We start from the raw sequence: 18,466 nt of genomic DNA, 5'->3' as shown, positions 1-18,466 counted from the left end.
CGTTCCTATGGGTGCATAGACTCGTTCTATGCCCCTGTCTCCCCGCGTTCCGGATCTGGCCGCGCTCGACCTGCTGCTTTCGGTCATCGAACTGGGCAGCCTCGGGCGCGCGGCGCAGGCGCACGGGATCAGCCAGCCCTCGGCGTCGTCGCGGATCCACTATCTGGAGAAGCTGGTCGGCCTGCCGGTGCTGGAGCGCAGCACCCTCGGTTCGCGGCCGACTCCGGCCGGGGTGTTGATCGCCGAATGGGCGCGCGGGGTGATCGACGCGGCCGGGCAACTGGACGCGGGCATCGACACATTGCGCGCCCAACGCGATTCCCACCTGCGCGTGGCAGCCAGCCAAACCATCGCCGAGTACCTGTTCCCCGGCTGGCTCATGACCTTGCGCGGTGCCGCACCCGATACCACCATCGCGCTGGAGTCCGGAAATTCGGTCGAGGTGGCCCAGGCGGTGCTCGATGGCAAGGATGCCATCGGCTTCATCGAGAGCCCGCGGAACTTCGGTGGCCTCGAGAGTCACATCGTGGCCCGCGACCGGCTTGTTGTCGTGGTCGCCCCGCAGCATCAGTGGGCGCGGCGCGGTTCGGTCGAACTCGCCGACCTCGCCGCGACCCCGCTGATCCAGCGCGAAACCGGATCGGGCACCCGCACCTGGTTCGAAAATGCTGTCGCGCGGGCCATTCCGGGGTGGAAACCCACGGTCGCCCTGGAACTCTCCTCGACCACCGCGATCAAAACCGCGGTCGCCTCGGGCGTCGGTCCCGCGGTCCTCAGCTCCCTGGCCGTAGCCGCCGAACTCGCCGCGGGCACCTTGGCGTCTCCGGCCATTACCGGCCTGGACCTGACCCGAACCCTGCGTGCGGTCTGGCCCTCCGGCCAGCGCCTCACCGGCCCGGCCCGCGACCTCTACGCCATTGCCCGCCGGACGACCCGATCCGGACCGAGTTCCGACCCCACCCAAGCAGGATCCGCACACGCCTAGCGTCAGGTCGGTGCGGCGGAGCTGCTATTCGGCGTCGGAAGGCTGTGCGGTCGGGGGAATTCCGGTGTCCAGAAAGCGGATCAGGCGATCGATGCGGTTGGTGTGGTCGATGCAGCGCTCCAGTTTGTTGCCGACCATGGCGATATCGATGGCGGCGTCGGTGGTATGGGTGTGCGTCGGGTCGGCGAGGGCGGTATGGAGCGCCCGGTGGAGCTGATCCATTGCGAGGGAACCGGATTCGGGAGTGGCGGACTCACGCCCGGTGGCGACCGTTTGGCCCGCGAGGGCGGTGTAGTGGGCCGCCAGGCGGCCCATGGCGGTGAGGATGTCCATAACATGTTGGGGCGCAACGGGTTCCGGATGATATTTGTAGACCTGGTCGGCGACGCGGCTGATCAGCCAGCCGATCCTGGACAGTTCACCGGCGATCTGGATCGCGGTCACGACGTGGCGTAGATCACGCGCGACCGGCGCCTGCAGCGCGAGCAGCACCACGGTTCTGGCCTCGCAGGCCGAGTACATCTTCTGTAGCTGTTCGTCGTGCGCGAAGGCCTCGTAGGCGGCGGCGAGATCGGCGTCGCCGAGCGCAGCGGTGACGCGCTCGGCGGCATCGTGGGCGAGCCGACACATGAGCGTCAAATCATTGGTCAACGCGAGGAGCTCGCGAGTGAACTGGGTCCGCACTTGGCACATTGTCGCTCATCGGCGCGCTATCGCGTACATGAATCTCGACTCGGTCGCAACGTTGGCAGGAACGGGCAGGCCACGATGCTCGGGCTGACAGGATGATGAGGTGAAGCGCGATGTCTCGGCCCATCTCGATATCGGTATCACCGCGCCGACCACCTTGGAGTTCCAGCTCGCCGTCGCCAGACAGCCGGGTCTGGAGCTCGATGAGTCGCTGGTATTCGAACTGGACGGTCGCACGATCTGGCCGCAGGAGATATCCGGTCCACACGGCACCCGCATACACAAATTCGCCACCGGCACCGGCAATCTGCGGGTCGACTACAGCGCAACGGTATTCGGCGCCGCGACCCCGGAACCGGCCTCCGACTACGACATCGCGGTCTACCTGCGACCGAGCCGATTTGCCGAGTGCGACAAGCTGTTCGGCTTCGCCGCACTCGAATTCGATGGCACCGCAGCACCCGCCGAACTCGCCGCCGCCGTGACGGACTGGGTCCGTCGCCGCCTCAGCTATGTGGCCGGTAGCAGCGATCCCATCGACGGAGCGGTGGAGACATTGCTGTGCGGCGCTGGCGTATGCCGGGATTTCAGCCATCTCGTGGTGGCACTGCTACGCGCGGTGAAGGTGCCAGCGCGCCTGGTCGCGGTCTACGCGCCCGGCCTGTTTCCGATGGACTTCCACGCCGTCGCCGAGGCGTATATCGACGGTGTGTGGCGCGCCTTCGACGCCACCGGTCTGGCCCCGCGCTCATCGCTGGTCCGAATCGCCACGGGCAGAGACGCTTCCGATACCGCGTTCATGGACAACCACGGTGGCGAGGTCTTCGTGAACAGCCTGTGGGTCACCGCGCTCATCGATGGCTTCCTACCGTTCGACAACGGTGCCGACCCGGTCTCGATCGTCTGATCGACCCCACGATGGAAGTCGTTCCCGACGACGAATCCACCTGCGCCGCGAAATTGATGGGTCCCGGGGCGGTGCCAGCGGACAGCGCACCGCCGACGTGGCCGCCAGGACGTTGGCGCGGAAGCTCATCGTCGGTTCCGACTGGTCTTGATCTCCCCGGAGTAGCGTCGGGGTATGGCGAATCTGCGGGATGTGCAGCATCGGGTCGTGACGACGCTGCAGCGGCGGGTGGGGAATCCGATGCTGCGGAGGTTGCCGACGCAGCAGTTGCTGGAGACCGTTGGGCGGGTGAGTGGGCAGCCGCGGGTCACGCCGATCGGTGGTCGCCGGGTCGGCGATGCGTTCTGGCTCGTCTCCGAATTCGGTGATCGCTCGCAGTACATCCGGAATATCAAGGCCGACAACCGGGTTCGAGTGCGACTGCACGGGCGTTGGCATACCGGTACCGCGCATGTGCTGCCCGACGATGATCCGCGCGCTCGGCTGCGGACATTGCCCAAAGCCAATAGTGCGGCCGTTCGGCTGGTCGGCACCGACCTGCTGACCGTCCGGATCGATCTCGACTGATCGGACCGTGCCGCGGTTCGGGGCTCGCGGTATCCCAGCGATAATGCTCTGACGTGCGCAAACCCGCACGCCTCTGATCACACGTGATCGAATGCGCACAATTTGCTGACACGATGGAAGTCATGATCCGTGCGTTGACTTCCCGCTGGACCGTATTCATCCCACTCCTGGCCGCGATCGCCCTGGCCGCCACGTGGGGCCGATCGCTGCCGGGTATCGGTGTGGTCGCGGTGGGCGCGGCTCTGGTCGGTGCGGTGCTCGCGGCGGTACATCACGCCGAGATCGTCGCGCATCGGGTCGGACAGCCGCTCGGATCACTGGTGCTCGCGATCGCGGTGACGGTGATCGAGGTGGGACTGATCATCACAATGGCGGTCGCCAGCGGAGAGAAGTACGCGTCGTTGGCCCGCGATACCGTCTTCGCCGCGGTCATGATCACCTGCAACGGCATCTTCGGGCTCGCCCTGCTGGTCGGTGCGGTCCGCAGGCGGGTGGCGGTATTCAATGCCGAGGGCACCGGCGCGGCGCTCGGCACGGTGGCGACCCTGTCCACACTCAGTCTGGTCCTGCCGACCTTCACCACCAGTAAGCCGGGGCCGGAATTCTCCGCCGCGCAATTGGTATTCGCCGCGGTGGCCTCGCTGTCGCTATACGCCCTGTTCGTCACGGTGCAGACGGTGCGGCATCCGGACGACTTCCTGCCCGTCGAGGAGCCCGCTGACGGCGCGGCGGCCGAGCACGGCAAGCGGCCCGCGGTGCGCGCGAGCCTGCTCAGCCTGGCCATGATGGTGGTCGCGCTGGTCGCGGTCATCGGTCTGGCCAAGGTGGTGTCGCCGTCGATCGAATCGGCGGTCGCCTCGGCGGGTCTGCCGCAGTCCGCGGTCGGTGTGGTCATCGCGCTGCTCGTGCTGCTGCCGGAAACCCTTGCCGCGGTGCGTGCGGCGCGTCGCGATCAGGTCCAGATCAGCCTCAATCTCGCGCTCGGGTCGGCGATGGCGAGCATCGGTCTGACCATTCCGGCGATCGCGGTAGCAACCATCTGGCTAGACGGTCCGCTGGTGCTCGGCCTCGGTGCGACCCAGATGGTGCTGCTCGCATTGACGGTCGTTGTCGGCGCGCTGACGGTGGTGCCGGGCCGGGCGACCCTGCTGCAGGGCGGCCTCCACATGGCCCTGTTCTCCGCATTTGTGTTCCTCGCCGCCAGCCCCTAGAGGATGTGACCGCAATCATGAATCACTGTGCCGAGCGGGGCGAACGGCGAGTAAGTGGCGAGCATCACACCTTGCCGATTTTGTTGTAACCCGGCGTAACGATTAGCTTGCTGGATGTTGGCATCGACGCCGAATCCGGAGAGTGCGGCATGAACTTCGACACACCCCGCACCCTGTGCGCGGCACCGGGGCCCGGTCTATGACACCGGATCTGCACACCCGCGAATCCGCGAGTTCGGTTGTCAGGAAGAACTTCTCGGATACGGTCGTCTCATCGCTGCGCACCTTCGGTCGCGCCTTCGGCGTGGCACAGGAGTCGGTCCTCGGCGCGGTCGGTGATATCGCCCGCGGCCAATTCCAGTGGCGCGAGGCCGTGCTCCAAGCATGGCGATTGATCACCGTCACCACCGTTCCCGCGATCTTGATGGCGATTCCGTTCGGCGTGATCGTCTCGATCCAGGTCGGCAATCTCATCCACACCCTCGGCGCCGATTCGCTGCTCGGCGCGACCGGCGGACTCGGCGTCATCAAACAGGGTGCGCCGATGGCCACCGGCTTCCTGCTCGGCGGCGCCGGCGCGGCGGCCATCGCCGCCGACCTCGGCGCACGCACCATCCGCGAAGAGATCGATGCGCTGAACACCATGGGCATCAGCCCGATTCACCGCCTGGTGATTCCGCGGATGGCGGCGATGCTGGTGGTCGCACCGCTGCTGAATATCCTGATCATCTTCGTCGGCATCCTGGCCGGTTATGCGGTGGCCATTGGCGGCCAGGGCGTCACACCGGGTAGCTACTGGGCCACCTTCGGCTCGTTCACCACAACCGCCGATGTCTGGGTCTCACTGGTGAAGGCGCTGATCTTCGGGTTCCTCGTGGTGATCATCGCCTGCCAGCGCGGGCTGGAGGCCAAGGGCGGACCACGCGGTGTCGCCGATGCCGTGAACGCCGCCGTGGTGCTCTCGGTCGTCTCGATCACCGTGGTGAATCTGGTGCTCACCCAGGTCACCGCCATGTTCCTGCCGACAAGGCTGGCCTGATGGCCGTATCGTCCTACACCCCGAAGGGATTGGGCTGGGTCACGCGGTATTTTCGGCGCGGCAGCCGGGTGCTCGGCGCGGTCGACGGTTTCGGATTCGTCGCCGTTTTCGTCTGGCAGGTGCTCGCGGCGATTCCGTTGACGCTCAGGCGCTATCGCGGCGAGACCATGCGCGCGATCACCGATATGACCTGGGGCCGCGGCTCGGTCGTCGTCGGCGGTGGCACGGTGCCGATGATGATCGTGCTCGGCCTGGTGATGGGCGCGTCCGTCGCGGTCGAATCCTTCGCCACGCTGAGCATGCTCGGGATGGGCCCGGTCACCGGCATCGTCTCGGCCTACGCCACCACCCGCGAATTGGCGCCGATCGCCGCCGCGGTGGGATTCGCCGCGCAGGCGGGCTGCCGGATCACCGCGGAGATCGGTTCGATGCGCATCTCCGAGGAGATCGACGCGATCGAGGCGCTCGGTCTGCGCTCGGTGCCGTTCGTGGTCACCACCCGGGTGCTCGCGGGTGCGCTGGCGATCGTGCCGACGTTCCTGATCGCGCTGATCCTCAGCTACGCGGCCTGCCGCGGCATCATCACGCTGGTGCACGGCCAGTCCGCCGGCGTCTACGACCACTATTTCTACCAATTCGTCTCCGGCTTCGATGTGATCGCCGCGGTGATCAAGGTCGCCATCTTCGGAACGGTGGTGATCCTGGTGCACAGCTATTACGGATTCTTCGCCACCGGTGGGCCCGAGGGGGTCGGCATCGCGTCGGGTCGCGCGGTGCGCACGAGTTTCGTGGCCATCATTGCCATCGACATGGTGCTCAGCATCGTGCTGTGGGGCTTCAACGCGGCGATCAGTTTTACGGGGTAGCGGATGCCGAAATACGGAATGCCCGGTGTCGCCGCGGATAAGAAGCGTTCGCGGACAGTTGGTTCGGCGATTGTCGCATTGATCGCCGTTATCGCCCTCGCGACCACGCTCTCTCGGAACCTGCGCACCGACGACGGTCTGCGGATCGCGTTGCACACCCAGGAGATCGGTGACGGTGTCGGCGCGGGCACGCAGGTGCGCCTCGATGGTGTCTCGGTCGGCACGGTGGCGAATATCGCACCCGACGAGCGCGGCACCCAGCGGATCACCTTGCGGCTGGACCGGTCCCGGCTCTTCGGCATCGATGACAGCCTGCGGGTGGACTACGCACCGGCCAACCTGTTCGGCATCAGCGAACTCGAATTGCGCCGTGGCCCAGGGGGTTCGCCGCTGCGGCCCGATGCCGTGATCGATCTGACCGGGCAGCGCGCCGCGGATGTCTACGACGCGACGATGGGCAGCATTCTGCGCAGTCTGTCCCAGGTCGGCGCGACCGTCTTCACTCCGCAGTTGGCCAGCGTCATCGCCCAGGTCTGCGCCGACTTCGAAGCCTTCACCCCACTGGTGCAGGCGCTGATCACGGTGGCGCGCACCATTGCCGACAACCAGACCATGCCGACCTCGCAACTGGTCGGCAGGCTCGGTCCCGCCTTCGACGGCGGCGGCAAGTTCGCGGGCGCGACGATTCAGGTGCTCGATCAGATCCGCGATATCAAGGTCCTGCAGAGCGACCGGGAGCACTACGACCGCGGTGTTGCCGCGATGACCGGGAGCATTCTGCCCGCGCTGGGCACCACACTCAGCACCGCGGGCGGATATTTCGCCGACGGCACCGACATGCTCGCGCCGATGCTGAATGTGTTGGCGCAGATGGTGCCCCGGCCACAGCAGTCCGCCGCCGAACTGCGGGCGCTGCTGGAACGGCTGCGGGCCGCCATGCCGGATACGGCCGATGGCCCGGTGCTGAATCTCGAGGTAGATCTGCGCGGTGTGCCGGGTATCGCGGTGCCGCTGCTCGGTCGAGCGGGTGTGCGATGACGGTGCGTGCCGCCGCGTGGCGGCTCGGTGTCTTCGCCGCGGTGATGATCGTGGTGCTGTCGCTGGTGCTGACGGCGATCAAGCGGCCGGTGGCCGGTGACACCGAGGCGCACGACGCGCTGTTCACCGATGCCAATGGCTTGAAGGTCGGCGATGACGTGCGCATGTACGGCGTGCAGGTGGGCAAGGTCGAGGGCATATCGCTCGACGGCGTCAGGGCCGAGGTTCGGCTCACCGTCAAGACCTCGACGCCGATCTACGACAACAGCACCCTGGCCATTCGCTACCAAAATCTCACCGGCCAGCGGTATATCGACCTGCAGCAGCAGCCGAATCCCGGTGTCCGACTGGCCGCGAACGCGGTTGTCGACACCAAGATGACGGTCCCGTCCTTCGATGTGACCAGCCTGTTCAACGGCCTGAAACCAGTGCTGGCCACCATGTCCGCGGAAGCGATCAACCAGTTCACCGAGAGCATGCTCGCGGTGATCGAGGGTGACGGTTCCGGGCTGGGTCCGGCGATGGATGCCATCGGCAAGCTGAGCACCTACGTCGGCGACCGGCAGGCGGTGATCGCGACGCTGGTGCGCAATATGTCCGATATCGCCGACCGCGTCGGCGGCCGGGTGCACTATCTGGTCCCGCTGCTGGCCCGGCTCACCGATATTTTCCAAGCGCTGCAATCGAATATCGGTGGACTGGCCGAATTCGCGATGAACGCGCCCTCGGTGCTCGGCCCACTCGAACGGCTGCTCGCCACCGTCGGCCTGAGCGCCGACAGCGGCGCCGATATCGACGGGCTCATCCGCAGGCTGTTCCCCGACCCGCAGCTGGCCGTCGACGTCTTCGGCAAGCTGCCCGGCCTGCTCGCCTCGATCGACAACGCCGTGCCGCGCACCGTCGCGGGCTGGAAACCGGAGTGCAGCAAGGGAAATGCGGAGCTGCCGAAGCCGGTGCAGGTGCTGATCGGTGGACAGAAGGTGGCGGTATGCAACGGATGAATCGCTGGTTCGGCGGCAATGGACCGATCCTCGACGAGCCGTCGCGACTGCGCAAAGAGGTGCGGCTCGGCATTATCGGCGCGGTACTTGTGGTCATCGCGATGGGCGCGGCCGCGGCGCTCTACGTCATACCGTTCGGCAAGGCGACCTATACCGCGGAGCTGTCGGAGGCGCAGTCGGTGAAGTCCGGTGACGACATCCGCCTTGCCGGCGTCTCGGTCGGCACGGTGAAATCGCTGGAGTTGAAGCCGGATAAGGTCATCATGCGCTTCACCGTCGACTCCGACGTTTTCGTCGGTGACCAGACCTCGCTGGACGTGCGCATGCTCACGGTAGTCGGTGGCCACTACGTCGCGCTGTTCCCGGCGGGCACCGCGCCACTGGGCGACAAGCCGATTCCGACCGACCGAGTTCGCCTGCCCTACAGCCTGGTGCAGACCTTCCAGGACGCGACGGCACCGATCGGCAAGATCGATGGCGATACCCTGCGGCGCAATCTCGCGGCGCTCGACAAATCCGTCGAGGGCGCACCGGAGAGCCTGCGCACCACCCTGGACACCGTCGGTGGCTATATCGATGCCATCGATCGCCAGCGCACCCAGGTATCGAACGCCATTGCGGTGGCCGATGAATACGTGACCATGTACGACGGCGCGAAAAGTGATCTGCGCAGATTGATGGACAACGCCAATCTGCTCGAGACCGTCCTCATCGATAAGCGCGCCGAACTGCGCGCGTCGGTCGCGTTGCTGAACAGCGTGGTTCAGCGGATTGCCGCGCTCGCGCCGTCCTGGGATTCCACCCTGAAGCCCAAGGCCCAGCAGCTCGCCGATGCCCTGCCGCGGCTGGAACAGCTGGGTGGTCGGCTGGAGCCGATCATCGCCTCCGCGCACGACCTGAGTGAGAAGTTGCGGGGGCTGGTGATTCCCGAGGGCGGGCTCGTGGTCGACCAGTCCGGCGAAACCATGACGGCACCAGCGGGTCTGGATCCGGCGCAGGTCTTGGGTACAACGGTGTGTGTGCCGCTGCCCGGAAAGGCGTGCTGATGCTACATCGTGTGCTCGGCTCGCAGGCCTTCATGTCGATCGCGGGTGCCGTCGTGGTCGCCGCACTGGCCACTGCCGGATATCTCATCGCCTTCGATCCGATGAAGAAGACCGAATCCCATTGCGCGATCATGCCCGACAGCATCGGGCTGTACGCGGGCAATCAGGTGACGATGCGCGGGATCACCGTCGGCACGGTGACCTCGGTGGCGAACCAGGGCAAGACCGTGCGGGTGGATTTCGACGTCGACGCCGACTATCCCGTCTACGCCGACGCGTCGGCGACCACCGTGTCGGATACCGTGGTCGCCGATCGCAATCTGGCCGTACTGTCCAGCGGCAAGAACACCGCGCACTGGGACCGAGGGCAGTGCATCACCAAGACACTGACACCCAAGAGTCTCACCGAAACGCTGACCGCGCTGTCATCGCTGTCGGATCAGCTCATCGGACCCGATCCGGCCCAGCCCAATTCGCTCGCGAAGGGGCTCGCCTCGCTCGATGCGGCGACCGCGGGCACCGGCCCGCAGGTCAATGAACTGATCCGCAAACTCGGGTCGGCGCTGAAATCGCCCGATGCCGATATCGGCCATCTGGCGGGCATTTTCGATGCCTTCGCATCGGTATCGCAGAAGGTGAACCAGTATTGGGGGGATCTGCAATCCATGCTGGTCCGGATCGGACCGGCGCTGGATCAGGCGAGTACCGAATTGCTCGGTCCCGCGGTGCAACTCTTCGACGGCCTGCGCCAGGTTCTGCCCATGCTCGATGACATCACCACGATGTTCGGCGATCCGATTCTGCGCGCGCTCGACGCGAGCGTGCCGCTGATCAAGCTGTTGCGCGCCAATGTCGGTTCGCTGCGCGATGTCGTGCTCATGACACCCGCCCTCATCTCGGCATTCCGTACCGTGGTCGCCGATGGCGCGCCCGGCATCACCTATGCGCCGCCCAAGGTGGCCATTCGGCAAGACAACGCCGAACAGGTCTGTGCCGCGGTGAATGCCGTCGCGCCCGGCAAATGCGTCGGTTCCGAGAACGGCATGGTCGATATGCAACTCGTCCCGCTGGTACTGGGATTGGCAGGTGGACGATGAGGAAGCGGCTGGCGGCGGTCGTGCTCGCGGCCGCAATCGCCCTGGGCGGCTGTGCTTTCGATCCGTCGTCGGTGCCGGTGCCCGGCACATCGATGTCCGGACCCACCTATCGGGTGCGGATCGAATTCGCGAATGTGCTGAACCTGCCCGCCAAGGCCAAGGTGATCGCCAATGGCGCGCAGATCGGCACGGTCGACAAGGTCACCGTCGTCCCGGCCGCCGATGCACCCGCGGGCCGTGGCGGATTCGTGGTGGTCGATACCGATATCGCGAAGTCGGTGCAGTTGCCGACCACGACCATCGCGGAACTGCGGCAGAACACCGTGCTCGGTGATATCCACATCGCATTGACCACGCCGTCCAATGGTTTCGGTTCGCTACTCGGACCCGGCGGCAGCATTCCGATCGACCGGACCAAGCCGCCGGTGCAGCTCGAGGACACCATGGCCGCCATGGCCTTCTTCGTGCAGGGTGGTGCGGTCGGCCAACTCCAGGACATCATCAACCGCTTCAATTCGGTACTGCCGCAGGATCCCCGGGAGACGGCGCGCATTTCGAAGGTTATGGGCGGCGACGCCGCGGATCTGGCCGCCGATCTGGACCAGGTGGATGCGCTGCTGAACGGTCTGGTCACCAATTCCCAAGTGCTGCACGATATTCAGCCCGAGCTGGACAATATCCTCAGCGCGGATTCGGTGCGACAGGTGAATGCGGCGACGAATTCGATTGCCGGAGTGACGAATATCTTCGGCGCGCTCGGACCCGTCGGCACCTCACTGACCTGGCTGGCGCCGCTGGTGCAGTCCAATGACGCCATGCTGCGGGCCTTCGTCCCGCTGCTCACCGGCGGGCCATTGGACCTGCGGTCGCCGTCGAATATGGCCATGCTCGTCGCGTTGTTGCGCGACAAGATCATTCCGTTCGTCGAGCACGGTCCGAAGGTGAATGTCACCGGCGTCGAGACCGATGCGGTGGCCGAATCCGAGCAGGTGGATCGGATCATTCACACGTTGCGCATGATCGGAGCGGTCCGATGAAGGTGGGTTCGCTGGCCTCGCTCGGCGGTATCGCCGCCATCCTGATCCTCGGCGCGGGCTATCTGACGTTCGGCGTTGTGCGGTTCGATCCGTTCGCCGATTACACCGATGCCTCGATGGTGCTGCGGAATTCGGGCAGTCTCGGGGTAGGTTCGCCGATCCTGCTCACCGGCATGCAGGTCGGCAAGGTGACTTCGGTGCAGAACACCGCGGCCGGGGTAGAGGTCGGCTTCCGCGTCGACAAGGGACATAAGCTGCCGACCGACAGCACCGTCACCATCGAGCAGCTCTCCGCGCTCGGCGAACCGTATGTGCAGTTCGTGCCGAACACCGATGGCGGTCCGTACCTGAAGGACGGACAGCGCCTGGACACCAAGGACATTCGCACACCGCTGTCCATTCCGGAGGTGGCGCGGCTGGTCACCAAGACCATGAACCAGCTCGACCCCACCGTGGTCGGCTCGATCGTCGATACGCTCGGCAAGTCGATCTCGGGCACCGCGCCAGTGATGCCGGAACTCGCGCGCTCGGGCGATCTGCTCGCCGCCACCATCATGACCAGGGCACCGAAGATCGCCGAATTGCTCAATAGCTTTCAGCTCGCCGCCGGCGATATCGCCTGGGCCGGTCCGGCCACCACAGTCGGCGCGCCGAATCTGGTGCGGTTCGGTCAGGCGCTCGACGATCTCGTCGCGGCGGTCGGTCGGCTGGTCACGGCCGGGAACAGTCCGCAGATGTACCTGGAGGGCAATGGCCTTGTGCCGTTTCTGCAACGGGTGACCGAGTGGATGGACAAGGTCGGGCCGGAGCTGAAATCGCTGATCCCGGGATTGCGGCCGCTGGCCGACGCGGTCACCGCCGGCGCACCGCGCGTCGACCTCAGCAGCCTGATCGGTCAGGCGCTCCACGAAACCGGCGATGACGCCGTCAAGGTGCGCGTCGGTGTCAAGTAGTGCGCAGTCCGGAGGGAACACGCGCCGAAAAACCTGATCTTTCCCGCCGTGACTTCGGTAGCCTGCCTGCAGAGTTTTCGTGAAGGTAGTCCCTACTCGGCACGAAGGCGGTGCGATGGTGGAATCCGGCGGTGCGGCACCCGGCGGCAATCGCGGAACCGATAACACCCGCGTCATGACCATCGCGGCCATCGTCGCCGCCGCACTCGCGCTGGTGGTCGCGATCGTGCTGCTGCTGGGATCGAATCAGGATTCGAACGACGACGGGCCGACCTCGATCGTGCATTCCACCTCCGCGACGGTACTGACCACCGCCCGCCCGGCCCCCGCGCCCCCGATCTCGCCGCCATCGAATCGCTCGCCGACATCGGTGCATATAGGGCACAAGCGCGGCGACGACTGCTCACACGACAACATCATCGCCCAATGGGACCTGCGCAACGGACTGTGGGTCTGCACACCCCTGCTGCAGGGCGCCGAGCTACATCAGGTCGGCGACGACTGCTCCCATGACGGCATTGTGGCGCAGTGGGGCCGGTCGCCGGAGGGCCACTGGACTTGCGTCCCGCAGAACCCGAGTGTTCAAGAGGTCCCGCCGGCGGCCGAGACCCCGGTCCCCGCCCCGGTCCAGACGCAGCCGAACCCGGCCCCGAACCCAGCGCCGGTACCGGCACCGGCGCCGAATCCAGCGCCGGTACCGGAGAATCCGGTCCCGAATCCAGCGCCGGAGAATCCGGTCCCGAATCCGGCGCCGGTGCCGGAGAATCCGTTCCCGCTTCCGGCGCCGGCACCGATGCCGGACAATCCGTTCCCGGGTCTACCGCCGCTGCCCAGGATTCCGGGTCTGCCATAGCTCGGATTGTTCGGGAAAATCGTTCGACAGGGCTGAGATGCTCGGTTGGTGATCGTTGTCCCCGAATTCTTCGCCGATCGTCTCGTCAGGATGGAGCCCGCGGCACGGGTGTGGGTGGATGGTCTGCCCGAGCTCGCGGCCCGCTACGCCGAGCGGTGGCAGCTGCGGTTCGAGGGCGAGCTCATGCACGGTTACGGCGGTTTGGTGCAGCCCGCTGTGCGTGCCGATGGCAGTCAGGTGGTGCTCAAACTCGGCTATCGCACCCCGGAGACCAGGGACGAACCGGTCGCGCTCGCGGCCTGGCAGGGCAATGGCGCGGTGCGATTGCTCGATAGCGACGCCGAGCACGGCGCCCTGCTCCTCGAACGGCTCGATCCCACCAGGTCATTGGAGTTCGAGCCCATCGACGACGCGGTGCGGATCATCTCCGTGCTGCTGCGCAGGCTCGCCATCCCGGCACCGCCCGGCATCTCCCGCGACCTGCGCACCGAAGCCGAGCGTCTGGTCGAGGAACTGCCGAAGGATTGGCAGCGCTTGGGCACCCCCTTCCCGCGCACGTTGCTCGACGCCGCCGTCGAGGTCTGCGCACAGCTCGGCCCGAGTGCGGACCGGCTCCTGGTGAACGAGGACCTGCACTATGAAAACGTCCTCGGCGGTGCTCGCGAACCCTGGCTCGTCATCGACCCGCAGCCCTTGGCAGGCGATCTCGAATTCACCACCCTGTCCCTGCTCTGGAACCGCCGAACCGAATCCAGCCTGGATGACCGTTTCGCCGCCGTCGTCGATATCGCCGGACTCGATCCGGATCGTGCCCGCGCCTGGACCCTGGTGCGAGCCGTGCGGAACTGGCTCTGGTTCGTCGAAGACGAGGACACCGAGGACTTCGGCTGGCCCGCCGTCCAGGTCATCGCTGCGTGGGCCGTGCGCTGACATATCGGCGATGCGAAGAAAACGACTCCACGCCACCCGCCCGGCCGACGCCCCATGGCGAAACCGCCAGCGTCCCAGACCAACTGAGACGAGGCCGCCCAACTTTACCGCCCGCCGCCCGGCCCGCCGTCGCTACTGGTGAACGCCGCCGGGTGCACTACGTGCCGAAGGCGGGCAGCACGAACCGCTCGACTAGCGTCCGTTCCTCGGCGGGATCGGTCGCGGGCCAGAACAATAGCGAGAGCACGACGCGGACTATCCACTGTCCGGCGATCAGATCGTCGCCGGTGCCGGTGAGCTGCGTTGCGGCGCTGGCCAATCGGGTATTGCTCGCGAGGTATTCGTCGACCTCCGCGGGGGTGGTCGTGGCGAGGAAGGCCGTGGCGACCGGGTCGGCGCGGACGGCGGTCAGGGCCGCGAGAATCGCGTGGGTGATGCGGTCGGAGCCGGTGTGGGCCGCGGCGGAGTGCTGGATGGTTTCGGCGATGCGGGCGGTGGCCTCGGCCAGGACGGCATCGCGCAGTGCCGATTTGCCGCCGACGTAGCGGTAGACGGTGGCGCGAGAGCAGCCGGCCTCGGCGGCGACGTGATCGATATTCAGTCCGGCCATGCCCTTGCGGGCGATGAGGTCGGCCGCGGCGGCATGGATGCGCTCGATCGCTAGGTCACGGCGGTGGCCGCCAGCGAGCCAATCGGTCATCGCGACCTCCTGATGCTCCGACGAAGAAATCGGAATTCTCCGACAGATACGATTGAAAAATTTTGTCTCAGCGTGAGACATTCTAGACGAGATCGCCCAGCGGAGCGGCAGGTGGGCGGCAGGCCTCGAGACGGCGCGCGATCTGTGGATTCGATGCCGAATTATCAGTTTTCCCAGGCTATTGACGCAGGTGGTCGAGGCCGCGAAATCTGGTGTGCGGAAGTAGAAATCGTGCGTCGGAAAGGCGGAGCGAATGACCCGCGCGCTGAATGACATCGACCTGTTCGACCCCGGGCTGCTCGACGATCCCTACCCGCTCTACGACCGACTGCGCACCGACTCGCCGGTGTACCGCATCGCGGATACCGGTTTCTACCTGATCAGTCGCTGGGACCTGGTCGTGGAGGCGACCACGCGCGCCGCCGACTTCTCCTCGAACCTCACCGCGGTTCTGGTGCGACAGCCCGATGGTTCGGCCGGGGCCTTCGATCTGGACGGCGGGGGACAGGCGATCCACGTCCTGGCCACCGGTGACGACCCGACCCACCAGGCCCACCGCAAACTGGTGCTGCCCGCCTTGGTCGCCAAACGCATTCGCGCACTGGAACCCGCCATCGTCGCCACCGCGGATCGCCTGTGGGCGCGGGGTTTCGACGCCGGACGCATCGAATGGATGTCGGCCATGGGCGACCGACTGCCGATGACCTTGGTGGCCGGCCTGATCGGCCTGCCCGACCAGGACATTCCCCAATTGCTCGCTTGGAGCTATACCAGCAATGAACTGATCGACGGCGTGCTCACGACCGACCGGCTGGTCGCTGTCATAACCGCCGCCACCGAACTCGCGGGCTATCTGCGCCAGCAGCTCGTGCGAGCCTGCGGCGATCCGGGCGACGACCTGCTCGGTGATCTGGCGAAGGCCTGTGCCGCAGGCGAACTCACACGCGATGTCGCCGTCCTGATCCTCATCCAACTCGTCGGCGCTGGCGGCGAATCCAGCGCGGGACTCATCGGCAACGCGACCCGTATTCTCGCCACCGACCTCACTCTCCAGACCCGTCTGCGCACGGATCCGGACCTGCTCACCCCGTTCCTCGAAGAGGTCCTGCGCCTGGAATCCCCGTTCCGGGCCCACCACCGCCACGTCGTGCGCGACACCACGCTCGGCGGCACCGATCTCCCCGCAGGTAGTCACCTGCTCCTACTCTGGGCCGCCGCCAACCGCGACCCCGCCGTCTTCGCGGCCCCCGACGAACTTCACCTGGACCGCCCGGCCCAGCGCAATCACCTGGCCTTCGGTAAGGGCATCCACTTCTGCGTCGGCGCGGCCTTGGCCCGGCTGGAGGCGCGCGTGACCCTGCAGACCCTGCTGACTCGGACGGCCGCGTTCCGGCTCGCACCCGATCCCGATGCGGCCCAGTGGGCTCCGAGCATCTTGGTGCGCCGCCACCGCCGCCTCGACCTCGTCGTCGAATAGGCTCCAGCGGCCACAAGCCGTCGCGCGTCTGCGAGCAATCGCCGATTGAGCCCTTGTGCAGCACGGATGCTCATCCGACGCGAGCGGGTATCGGCGGCGTTTATCGAGGCACTGGTTTCGTCCCACATGCCGGAGTTCTCCTTCGCGGGAAATGTGGCCTTGCGGAGGACCGAGCTCCTCCGACGGAAGGAGTTACGGTCCGCACCAACCGGGCATCATGGTCTGCGTGGTGGATTCGGGTGTGACCAGGGGCGTGGACTGGCTGCTCGATGCGCGCGCCCTACCGGTTCGGCTGGGGGTGCTGCTGACATCGGCGATCGGCTGTCTGCTGCTGCTTTCGGATGCGCCGGGTCCGGTGGACTGGATCATCGGCCTGCTCGCGGTGTGCGCGACGGCGGGCGCAGTTCGATGGCCGTTCGCCACAACACTGCTGGTGACCGGGCTGTTGGTGCTCGGCTTCGAGATCGGCGGTACGGGTCCGCTGGTGCCGAAGGTGGGTGCCGCCATCGCGCTCATCGAACTCGCCGCCCGCCGCGGTGGGTGGCAGCCGTGGGTGGCGGCGGGAGCGTTGGGCGGGGCGTATCTGCTGCATCCGGCCGGGGCGGCCGCCGCGACCGGCTACCGAGCGCTCGTGATGGCCGGTGCGCCACTGCTGATCGGACATCTGCTGCACGCCGCCCGCGAGGGTGCGGATCGGGCCCGGCGGGCCGCAGGGGAGATCGCGCAACGTCGCGAGGCCGATATCGCGGCCGCACGGGCCATGGAGCGGACCGCCATCGCCCGGGAATTGCACGACCTGATCGCCCATCACGTCTCGTCCACCGTGCTGCGGGTGGGTGTGGCCCGGCATGCGGTACCGGACGCGCCGCCCGCGGTGCGTGAGGTGCTCGACGATATTCACGCCAGTGGCACCGAAACCCTCGCCGATCTGCGCCTGCTCGTCTCCGTGCTACGCGATCCGGCGATGGCGGGCGAATCCTTCGTCGCGCCAGCGGATCTGCCGGTAGCGATCGCTGCCGTCGCGGAGCGGGCCGAACAGCTGGGGACCATGGTGACGGTGCAGGTCGACGCTGCCGTGACGGAGGTGGACGCGCTACGGGCGTTGACCTTGCTGCGCCTGGCGCAGGAGGGTGTGGCGAATGTGGTCAAACATGCGGGTTCGGGTGCCACGGCCCGGCTGACGATCACCGTACGCGCCGATGGCGCCGTTGATTTCGTCTTGTGCAACAACGGGATCGGGGCAGCGAATGGCGCCGGGCACGGCCTCGGATTGGTCGGATTGCGCGAGCGCGTCGAGCTGCTGGGCGGTGAGTTCATCGCCGGGCCGGGTGATTCCGGTTGGCGACTCGACGCATCCCTGCCGCCCGCGATTCGGGTGGCGTCGTGAGAATCCGGGAGAGCGTGCGGCCATGACCATTCGAGTATTGATCGTCGACGACCAGCAATTGGTCCGGGCCGGGCTGCGCATGCTCTGCGAGACCGATGACGAACTCGAGGTCGTCGGGCAGGCGGCCAGCGGGGGAGAGGCCGTGCGGCTGGCCGAGCAGACCACACCCGATGTCATCCTGATGGACCTGCGCATGCCGGGAATGGACGGAATTCGCGCCACCGAACGGATTCTCGCGATGCGGCCATCGATCCGCATCGTCGTCCTGACGACCTTCGACGATGATGACCACCTGTATCCCGCGCTCGCGGCGGGCGCCTGCGGATTCCTCGTCAAGGACGCCTCGCCCACCGATCTGCTCGATGGCATCCGCCGTGCCGCCGCGGGCGAATCGCCCTTCACTCAGGCGGTACTGCAGCGCCTGGTGGATTCGGCGGTATCCGCGCGGGAGGCGACCACGACGAACGATGATTTCGATGCACCGCAAGGACTTACCCGACGCGAAGCCGAGGTGCTCGCCTTGGTATCGACGGGTCTGTCCAATGCCGAGATCGCCGAGCGCCTACATCTGGGCGTCACCACGGTCAAAACGCATATCGGCAATCTGATGACGAAAACCGGTGCCACCAACCGGGTTCGACTCGCCGTACTCGGCGCGACGAACGAGCGTCGGCGCTGAGTC

General features: G+C 66.6%; 19 protein-coding genes. 17 read left to right on the top strand and 2 right to left on the bottom strand.

Going from position 1 to position 18,466, the window contains the following annotated elements; all coding sequences use genetic code 11:
* Nucleotides 1-28: 28 nt before the first annotated feature.
* A complete protein-coding gene (locus ACQP0C_RS34960) occupies nucleotides 29-985 on the top strand; it encodes a LysR family transcriptional regulator (RefSeq protein WP_433727059.1) in 957 nt (318 codons plus the stop codon).
* A gap of 24 nt (nucleotides 986-1,009) precedes the next feature.
* On the opposite strand, the gene ACQP0C_RS34955 is transcribed toward ACQP0C_RS34960, so the two are convergent.
* Entirely contained in the window at nucleotides 1,010-1,678 is a 669-nt protein-coding gene (locus ACQP0C_RS34955; protein WP_433727057.1) for a phosphate signaling complex PhoU family protein, read from the bottom strand.
* 100 nt (nucleotides 1,679-1,778) lie between these two features.
* Here ACQP0C_RS34955 and ACQP0C_RS34950 point away from each other — a divergent pair, with 100 nt between their 5' ends.
* From ACQP0C_RS34950 to ACQP0C_RS34890, 13 genes are all read left to right on the top strand, one after another.
* Complete coding sequence (locus ACQP0C_RS34950; protein WP_433727055.1) at nucleotides 1,779-2,582, top strand: transglutaminase-like domain-containing protein; 804 nt, start codon at nucleotides 1,779-1,781, stop codon at nucleotides 2,580-2,582.
* A gap of 174 nt (nucleotides 2,583-2,756) precedes the next feature.
* On the top strand, nucleotides 2,757-3,149 hold the full coding sequence (locus ACQP0C_RS34945) for a nitroreductase/quinone reductase family protein (protein WP_433727053.1): 393 nt from the start codon (nucleotides 2,757-2,759) through the stop codon (nucleotides 3,147-3,149).
* Nucleotides 3,150-3,271: 122 nt separating this feature from the next.
* The gene (locus tag ACQP0C_RS34940; RefSeq protein ID WP_433727051.1) at nucleotides 3,272-4,360 is read left to right on the top strand and encodes a calcium:proton antiporter; all 1,089 of its coding nucleotides are present in this window, start codon (nucleotides 3,272-3,274) and stop codon (nucleotides 4,358-4,360) included.
* A gap of 199 nt (nucleotides 4,361-4,559) precedes the next feature.
* Nucleotides 4,560-5,399 (top strand): ABC transporter permease, encoded by an 840-nt coding sequence (locus ACQP0C_RS34935; RefSeq protein ID WP_433727049.1) that lies wholly within the window; start codon nucleotides 4,560-4,562, stop codon nucleotides 5,397-5,399.
* Nucleotides 5,399-6,265, top strand: a complete 867-nt coding sequence (locus tag ACQP0C_RS34930) for an MlaE family ABC transporter permease (RefSeq protein ID WP_433727047.1) — start codon at nucleotides 5,399-5,401, stop codon at nucleotides 6,263-6,265. Before ACQP0C_RS34935 ends, ACQP0C_RS34930 begins: the two co-directional genes overlap by 1 nt.
* Before the next feature lie 3 nt (nucleotides 6,266-6,268).
* Nucleotides 6,269-7,303 carry an MlaD family protein gene (locus ACQP0C_RS34925; RefSeq protein WP_433727045.1) on the top strand — a complete coding sequence of 345 codons (1,035 nt, stop codon included), beginning with the start codon at nucleotides 6,269-6,271 and terminating at the stop codon, nucleotides 7,301-7,303.
* A complete protein-coding gene (locus tag ACQP0C_RS34920; RefSeq protein ID WP_433727043.1) occupies nucleotides 7,300-8,304 on the top strand; it encodes an MlaD family protein in 1,005 nt (334 codons plus the stop codon). Before ACQP0C_RS34925 ends, ACQP0C_RS34920 begins: the two co-directional genes overlap by 4 nt.
* Nucleotides 8,292-9,350 carry an MlaD family protein gene (locus ACQP0C_RS34915; protein ID WP_433727041.1) on the top strand — a complete coding sequence of 353 codons (1,059 nt, stop codon included), beginning with the start codon at nucleotides 8,292-8,294 and terminating at the stop codon, nucleotides 9,348-9,350. Before ACQP0C_RS34920 ends, ACQP0C_RS34915 begins: the two co-directional genes overlap by 13 nt.
* The gene (locus tag ACQP0C_RS34910) at nucleotides 9,350-10,447 is read left to right on the top strand and encodes an MlaD family protein (RefSeq protein WP_433727039.1); all 1,098 of its coding nucleotides are present in this window, start codon (nucleotides 9,350-9,352) and stop codon (nucleotides 10,445-10,447) included. The genes ACQP0C_RS34915 and ACQP0C_RS34910 overlap by 1 nt, the downstream gene beginning before the upstream one ends.
* Nucleotides 10,444-11,484 carry an MlaD family protein gene (locus tag ACQP0C_RS34905; protein ID WP_433727037.1) on the top strand — a complete coding sequence of 347 codons (1,041 nt, stop codon included), beginning with the start codon at nucleotides 10,444-10,446 and terminating at the stop codon, nucleotides 11,482-11,484. The genes ACQP0C_RS34910 and ACQP0C_RS34905 overlap by 4 nt, the downstream gene beginning before the upstream one ends.
* Entirely contained in the window at nucleotides 11,481-12,437 is a 957-nt protein-coding gene (locus tag ACQP0C_RS34900) for an MlaD family protein (RefSeq protein ID WP_433727035.1), read from the top strand. The genes ACQP0C_RS34905 and ACQP0C_RS34900 overlap by 4 nt, the downstream gene beginning before the upstream one ends.
* Nucleotides 12,438-12,552: 115 nt before the next feature.
* Nucleotides 12,553-13,290 carry a hypothetical protein gene (locus tag ACQP0C_RS34895; RefSeq protein ID WP_433727033.1) on the top strand — a complete coding sequence of 246 codons (738 nt, stop codon included), beginning with the start codon at nucleotides 12,553-12,555 and terminating at the stop codon, nucleotides 13,288-13,290.
* Nucleotides 13,291-13,338: 48 nt separating this feature from the next.
* The gene (locus ACQP0C_RS34890; protein WP_433727031.1) at nucleotides 13,339-14,220 is read left to right on the top strand and encodes an aminoglycoside phosphotransferase family protein; all 882 of its coding nucleotides are present in this window, start codon (nucleotides 13,339-13,341) and stop codon (nucleotides 14,218-14,220) included.
* Between the two features lie 157 nt (nucleotides 14,221-14,377).
* Here the strand turns inward: ACQP0C_RS34890 and ACQP0C_RS34885 are convergent, their stop codons facing one another.
* Nucleotides 14,378-14,920 (bottom strand): TetR/AcrR family transcriptional regulator, encoded by a 543-nt coding sequence (locus ACQP0C_RS34885; RefSeq protein ID WP_433727029.1) that lies wholly within the window; start codon nucleotides 14,918-14,920, stop codon nucleotides 14,378-14,380.
* 253 nt (nucleotides 14,921-15,173) lie between these two features.
* Here ACQP0C_RS34885 and ACQP0C_RS34880 point away from each other — a divergent pair, with 253 nt between their 5' ends.
* The 3 genes from ACQP0C_RS34880 to ACQP0C_RS34870 all read left to right on the top strand — a co-directional run bounded on the left by ACQP0C_RS34880 (nucleotide 15,174) and on the right by ACQP0C_RS34870 (nucleotide 18,463).
* Nucleotides 15,174-16,397: a cytochrome P450 gene (locus ACQP0C_RS34880; RefSeq protein ID WP_433727027.1), complete on the top strand. Its 1,224-nt coding sequence runs from the start codon at nucleotides 15,174-15,176 to the stop codon at nucleotides 16,395-16,397.
* 217 nt (nucleotides 16,398-16,614) lie between these two features.
* A complete protein-coding gene (locus tag ACQP0C_RS34875) occupies nucleotides 16,615-17,784 on the top strand; it encodes a sensor histidine kinase (protein WP_433727025.1) in 1,170 nt (389 codons plus the stop codon).
* Between the two features lie 22 nt (nucleotides 17,785-17,806).
* The gene (locus ACQP0C_RS34870) at nucleotides 17,807-18,463 is read left to right on the top strand and encodes a response regulator (RefSeq protein WP_433727023.1); all 657 of its coding nucleotides are present in this window, start codon (nucleotides 17,807-17,809) and stop codon (nucleotides 18,461-18,463) included.
* The last annotated feature ends 3 nt before the right edge of the window (nucleotides 18,464-18,466 follow it).

The sequence above is a fragment of the Nocardia sp. CA-129566 genome, from assembly GCF_050956075.1.
In the GTDB taxonomy this organism is placed as follows: Bacteria; Actinomycetota; Actinomycetes; order Mycobacteriales; family Mycobacteriaceae; genus Nocardia.
This window is presented reverse-complemented; position numbering and strand designations above follow the sequence as displayed.

Bases quoted from the DNA above. Each gene is read 5' to 3' on its own strand.
- ACQP0C_RS34885 (WP_433727029.1), bottom strand. From the start codon at position 14,920: ATGACCGATTGGCTCGCTGGCGGCCACCGCCGTGACCTAGCGATCGAG.
- ACQP0C_RS34935 (WP_433727049.1), top strand. From the start codon at position 4,560: ATGACACCGGATCTGCACACCCGCGAATCCGCGAGTTCGGTTGTCAGG.
- ACQP0C_RS34960 (WP_433727059.1), top strand. From the start codon at position 29: ATGCCCCTGTCTCCCCGCGTTCCGGATCTGGCCGCGCTCGACCTGCTG.
- ACQP0C_RS34870 (WP_433727023.1), top strand. From the start codon at position 17,807: ATGACCATTCGAGTATTGATCGTCGACGACCAGCAATTGGTCCGGGCC.
- ACQP0C_RS34895 (WP_433727033.1), top strand. From the start codon at position 12,553: ATGGTGGAATCCGGCGGTGCGGCACCCGGCGGCAATCGCGGAACCGAT.
- ACQP0C_RS34955 (WP_433727057.1), bottom strand. From the start codon at position 1,678: ATGTGCCAAGTGCGGACCCAGTTCACTCGCGAGCTCCTCGCGTTGACC.
- ACQP0C_RS34930 (WP_433727047.1), top strand. From the start codon at position 5,399: ATGGCCGTATCGTCCTACACCCCGAAGGGATTGGGCTGGGTCACGCGG.
- ACQP0C_RS34945 (WP_433727053.1), top strand. From the start codon at position 2,757: ATGGCGAATCTGCGGGATGTGCAGCATCGGGTCGTGACGACGCTGCAG.
- ACQP0C_RS34910 (WP_433727039.1), top strand. From the start codon at position 9,350: ATGCTACATCGTGTGCTCGGCTCGCAGGCCTTCATGTCGATCGCGGGT.
- ACQP0C_RS34900 (WP_433727035.1), top strand. From the start codon at position 11,481: ATGAAGGTGGGTTCGCTGGCCTCGCTCGGCGGTATCGCCGCCATCCTG.
- ACQP0C_RS34940 (WP_433727051.1), top strand. From the start codon at position 3,272: ATGATCCGTGCGTTGACTTCCCGCTGGACCGTATTCATCCCACTCCTG.
- ACQP0C_RS34925 (WP_433727045.1), top strand. From the start codon at position 6,269: ATGCCGAAATACGGAATGCCCGGTGTCGCCGCGGATAAGAAGCGTTCG.
- ACQP0C_RS34915 (WP_433727041.1), top strand. From the start codon at position 8,292: ATGCAACGGATGAATCGCTGGTTCGGCGGCAATGGACCGATCCTCGAC.
- ACQP0C_RS34880 (WP_433727027.1), top strand. From the start codon at position 15,174: ATGACCCGCGCGCTGAATGACATCGACCTGTTCGACCCCGGGCTGCTC.
- ACQP0C_RS34875 (WP_433727025.1), top strand. From the start codon at position 16,615: ATGGTCTGCGTGGTGGATTCGGGTGTGACCAGGGGCGTGGACTGGCTG.
- ACQP0C_RS34905 (WP_433727037.1), top strand. From the start codon at position 10,444: ATGAGGAAGCGGCTGGCGGCGGTCGTGCTCGCGGCCGCAATCGCCCTG.
- ACQP0C_RS34920 (WP_433727043.1), top strand. From the start codon at position 7,300: ATGACGGTGCGTGCCGCCGCGTGGCGGCTCGGTGTCTTCGCCGCGGTG.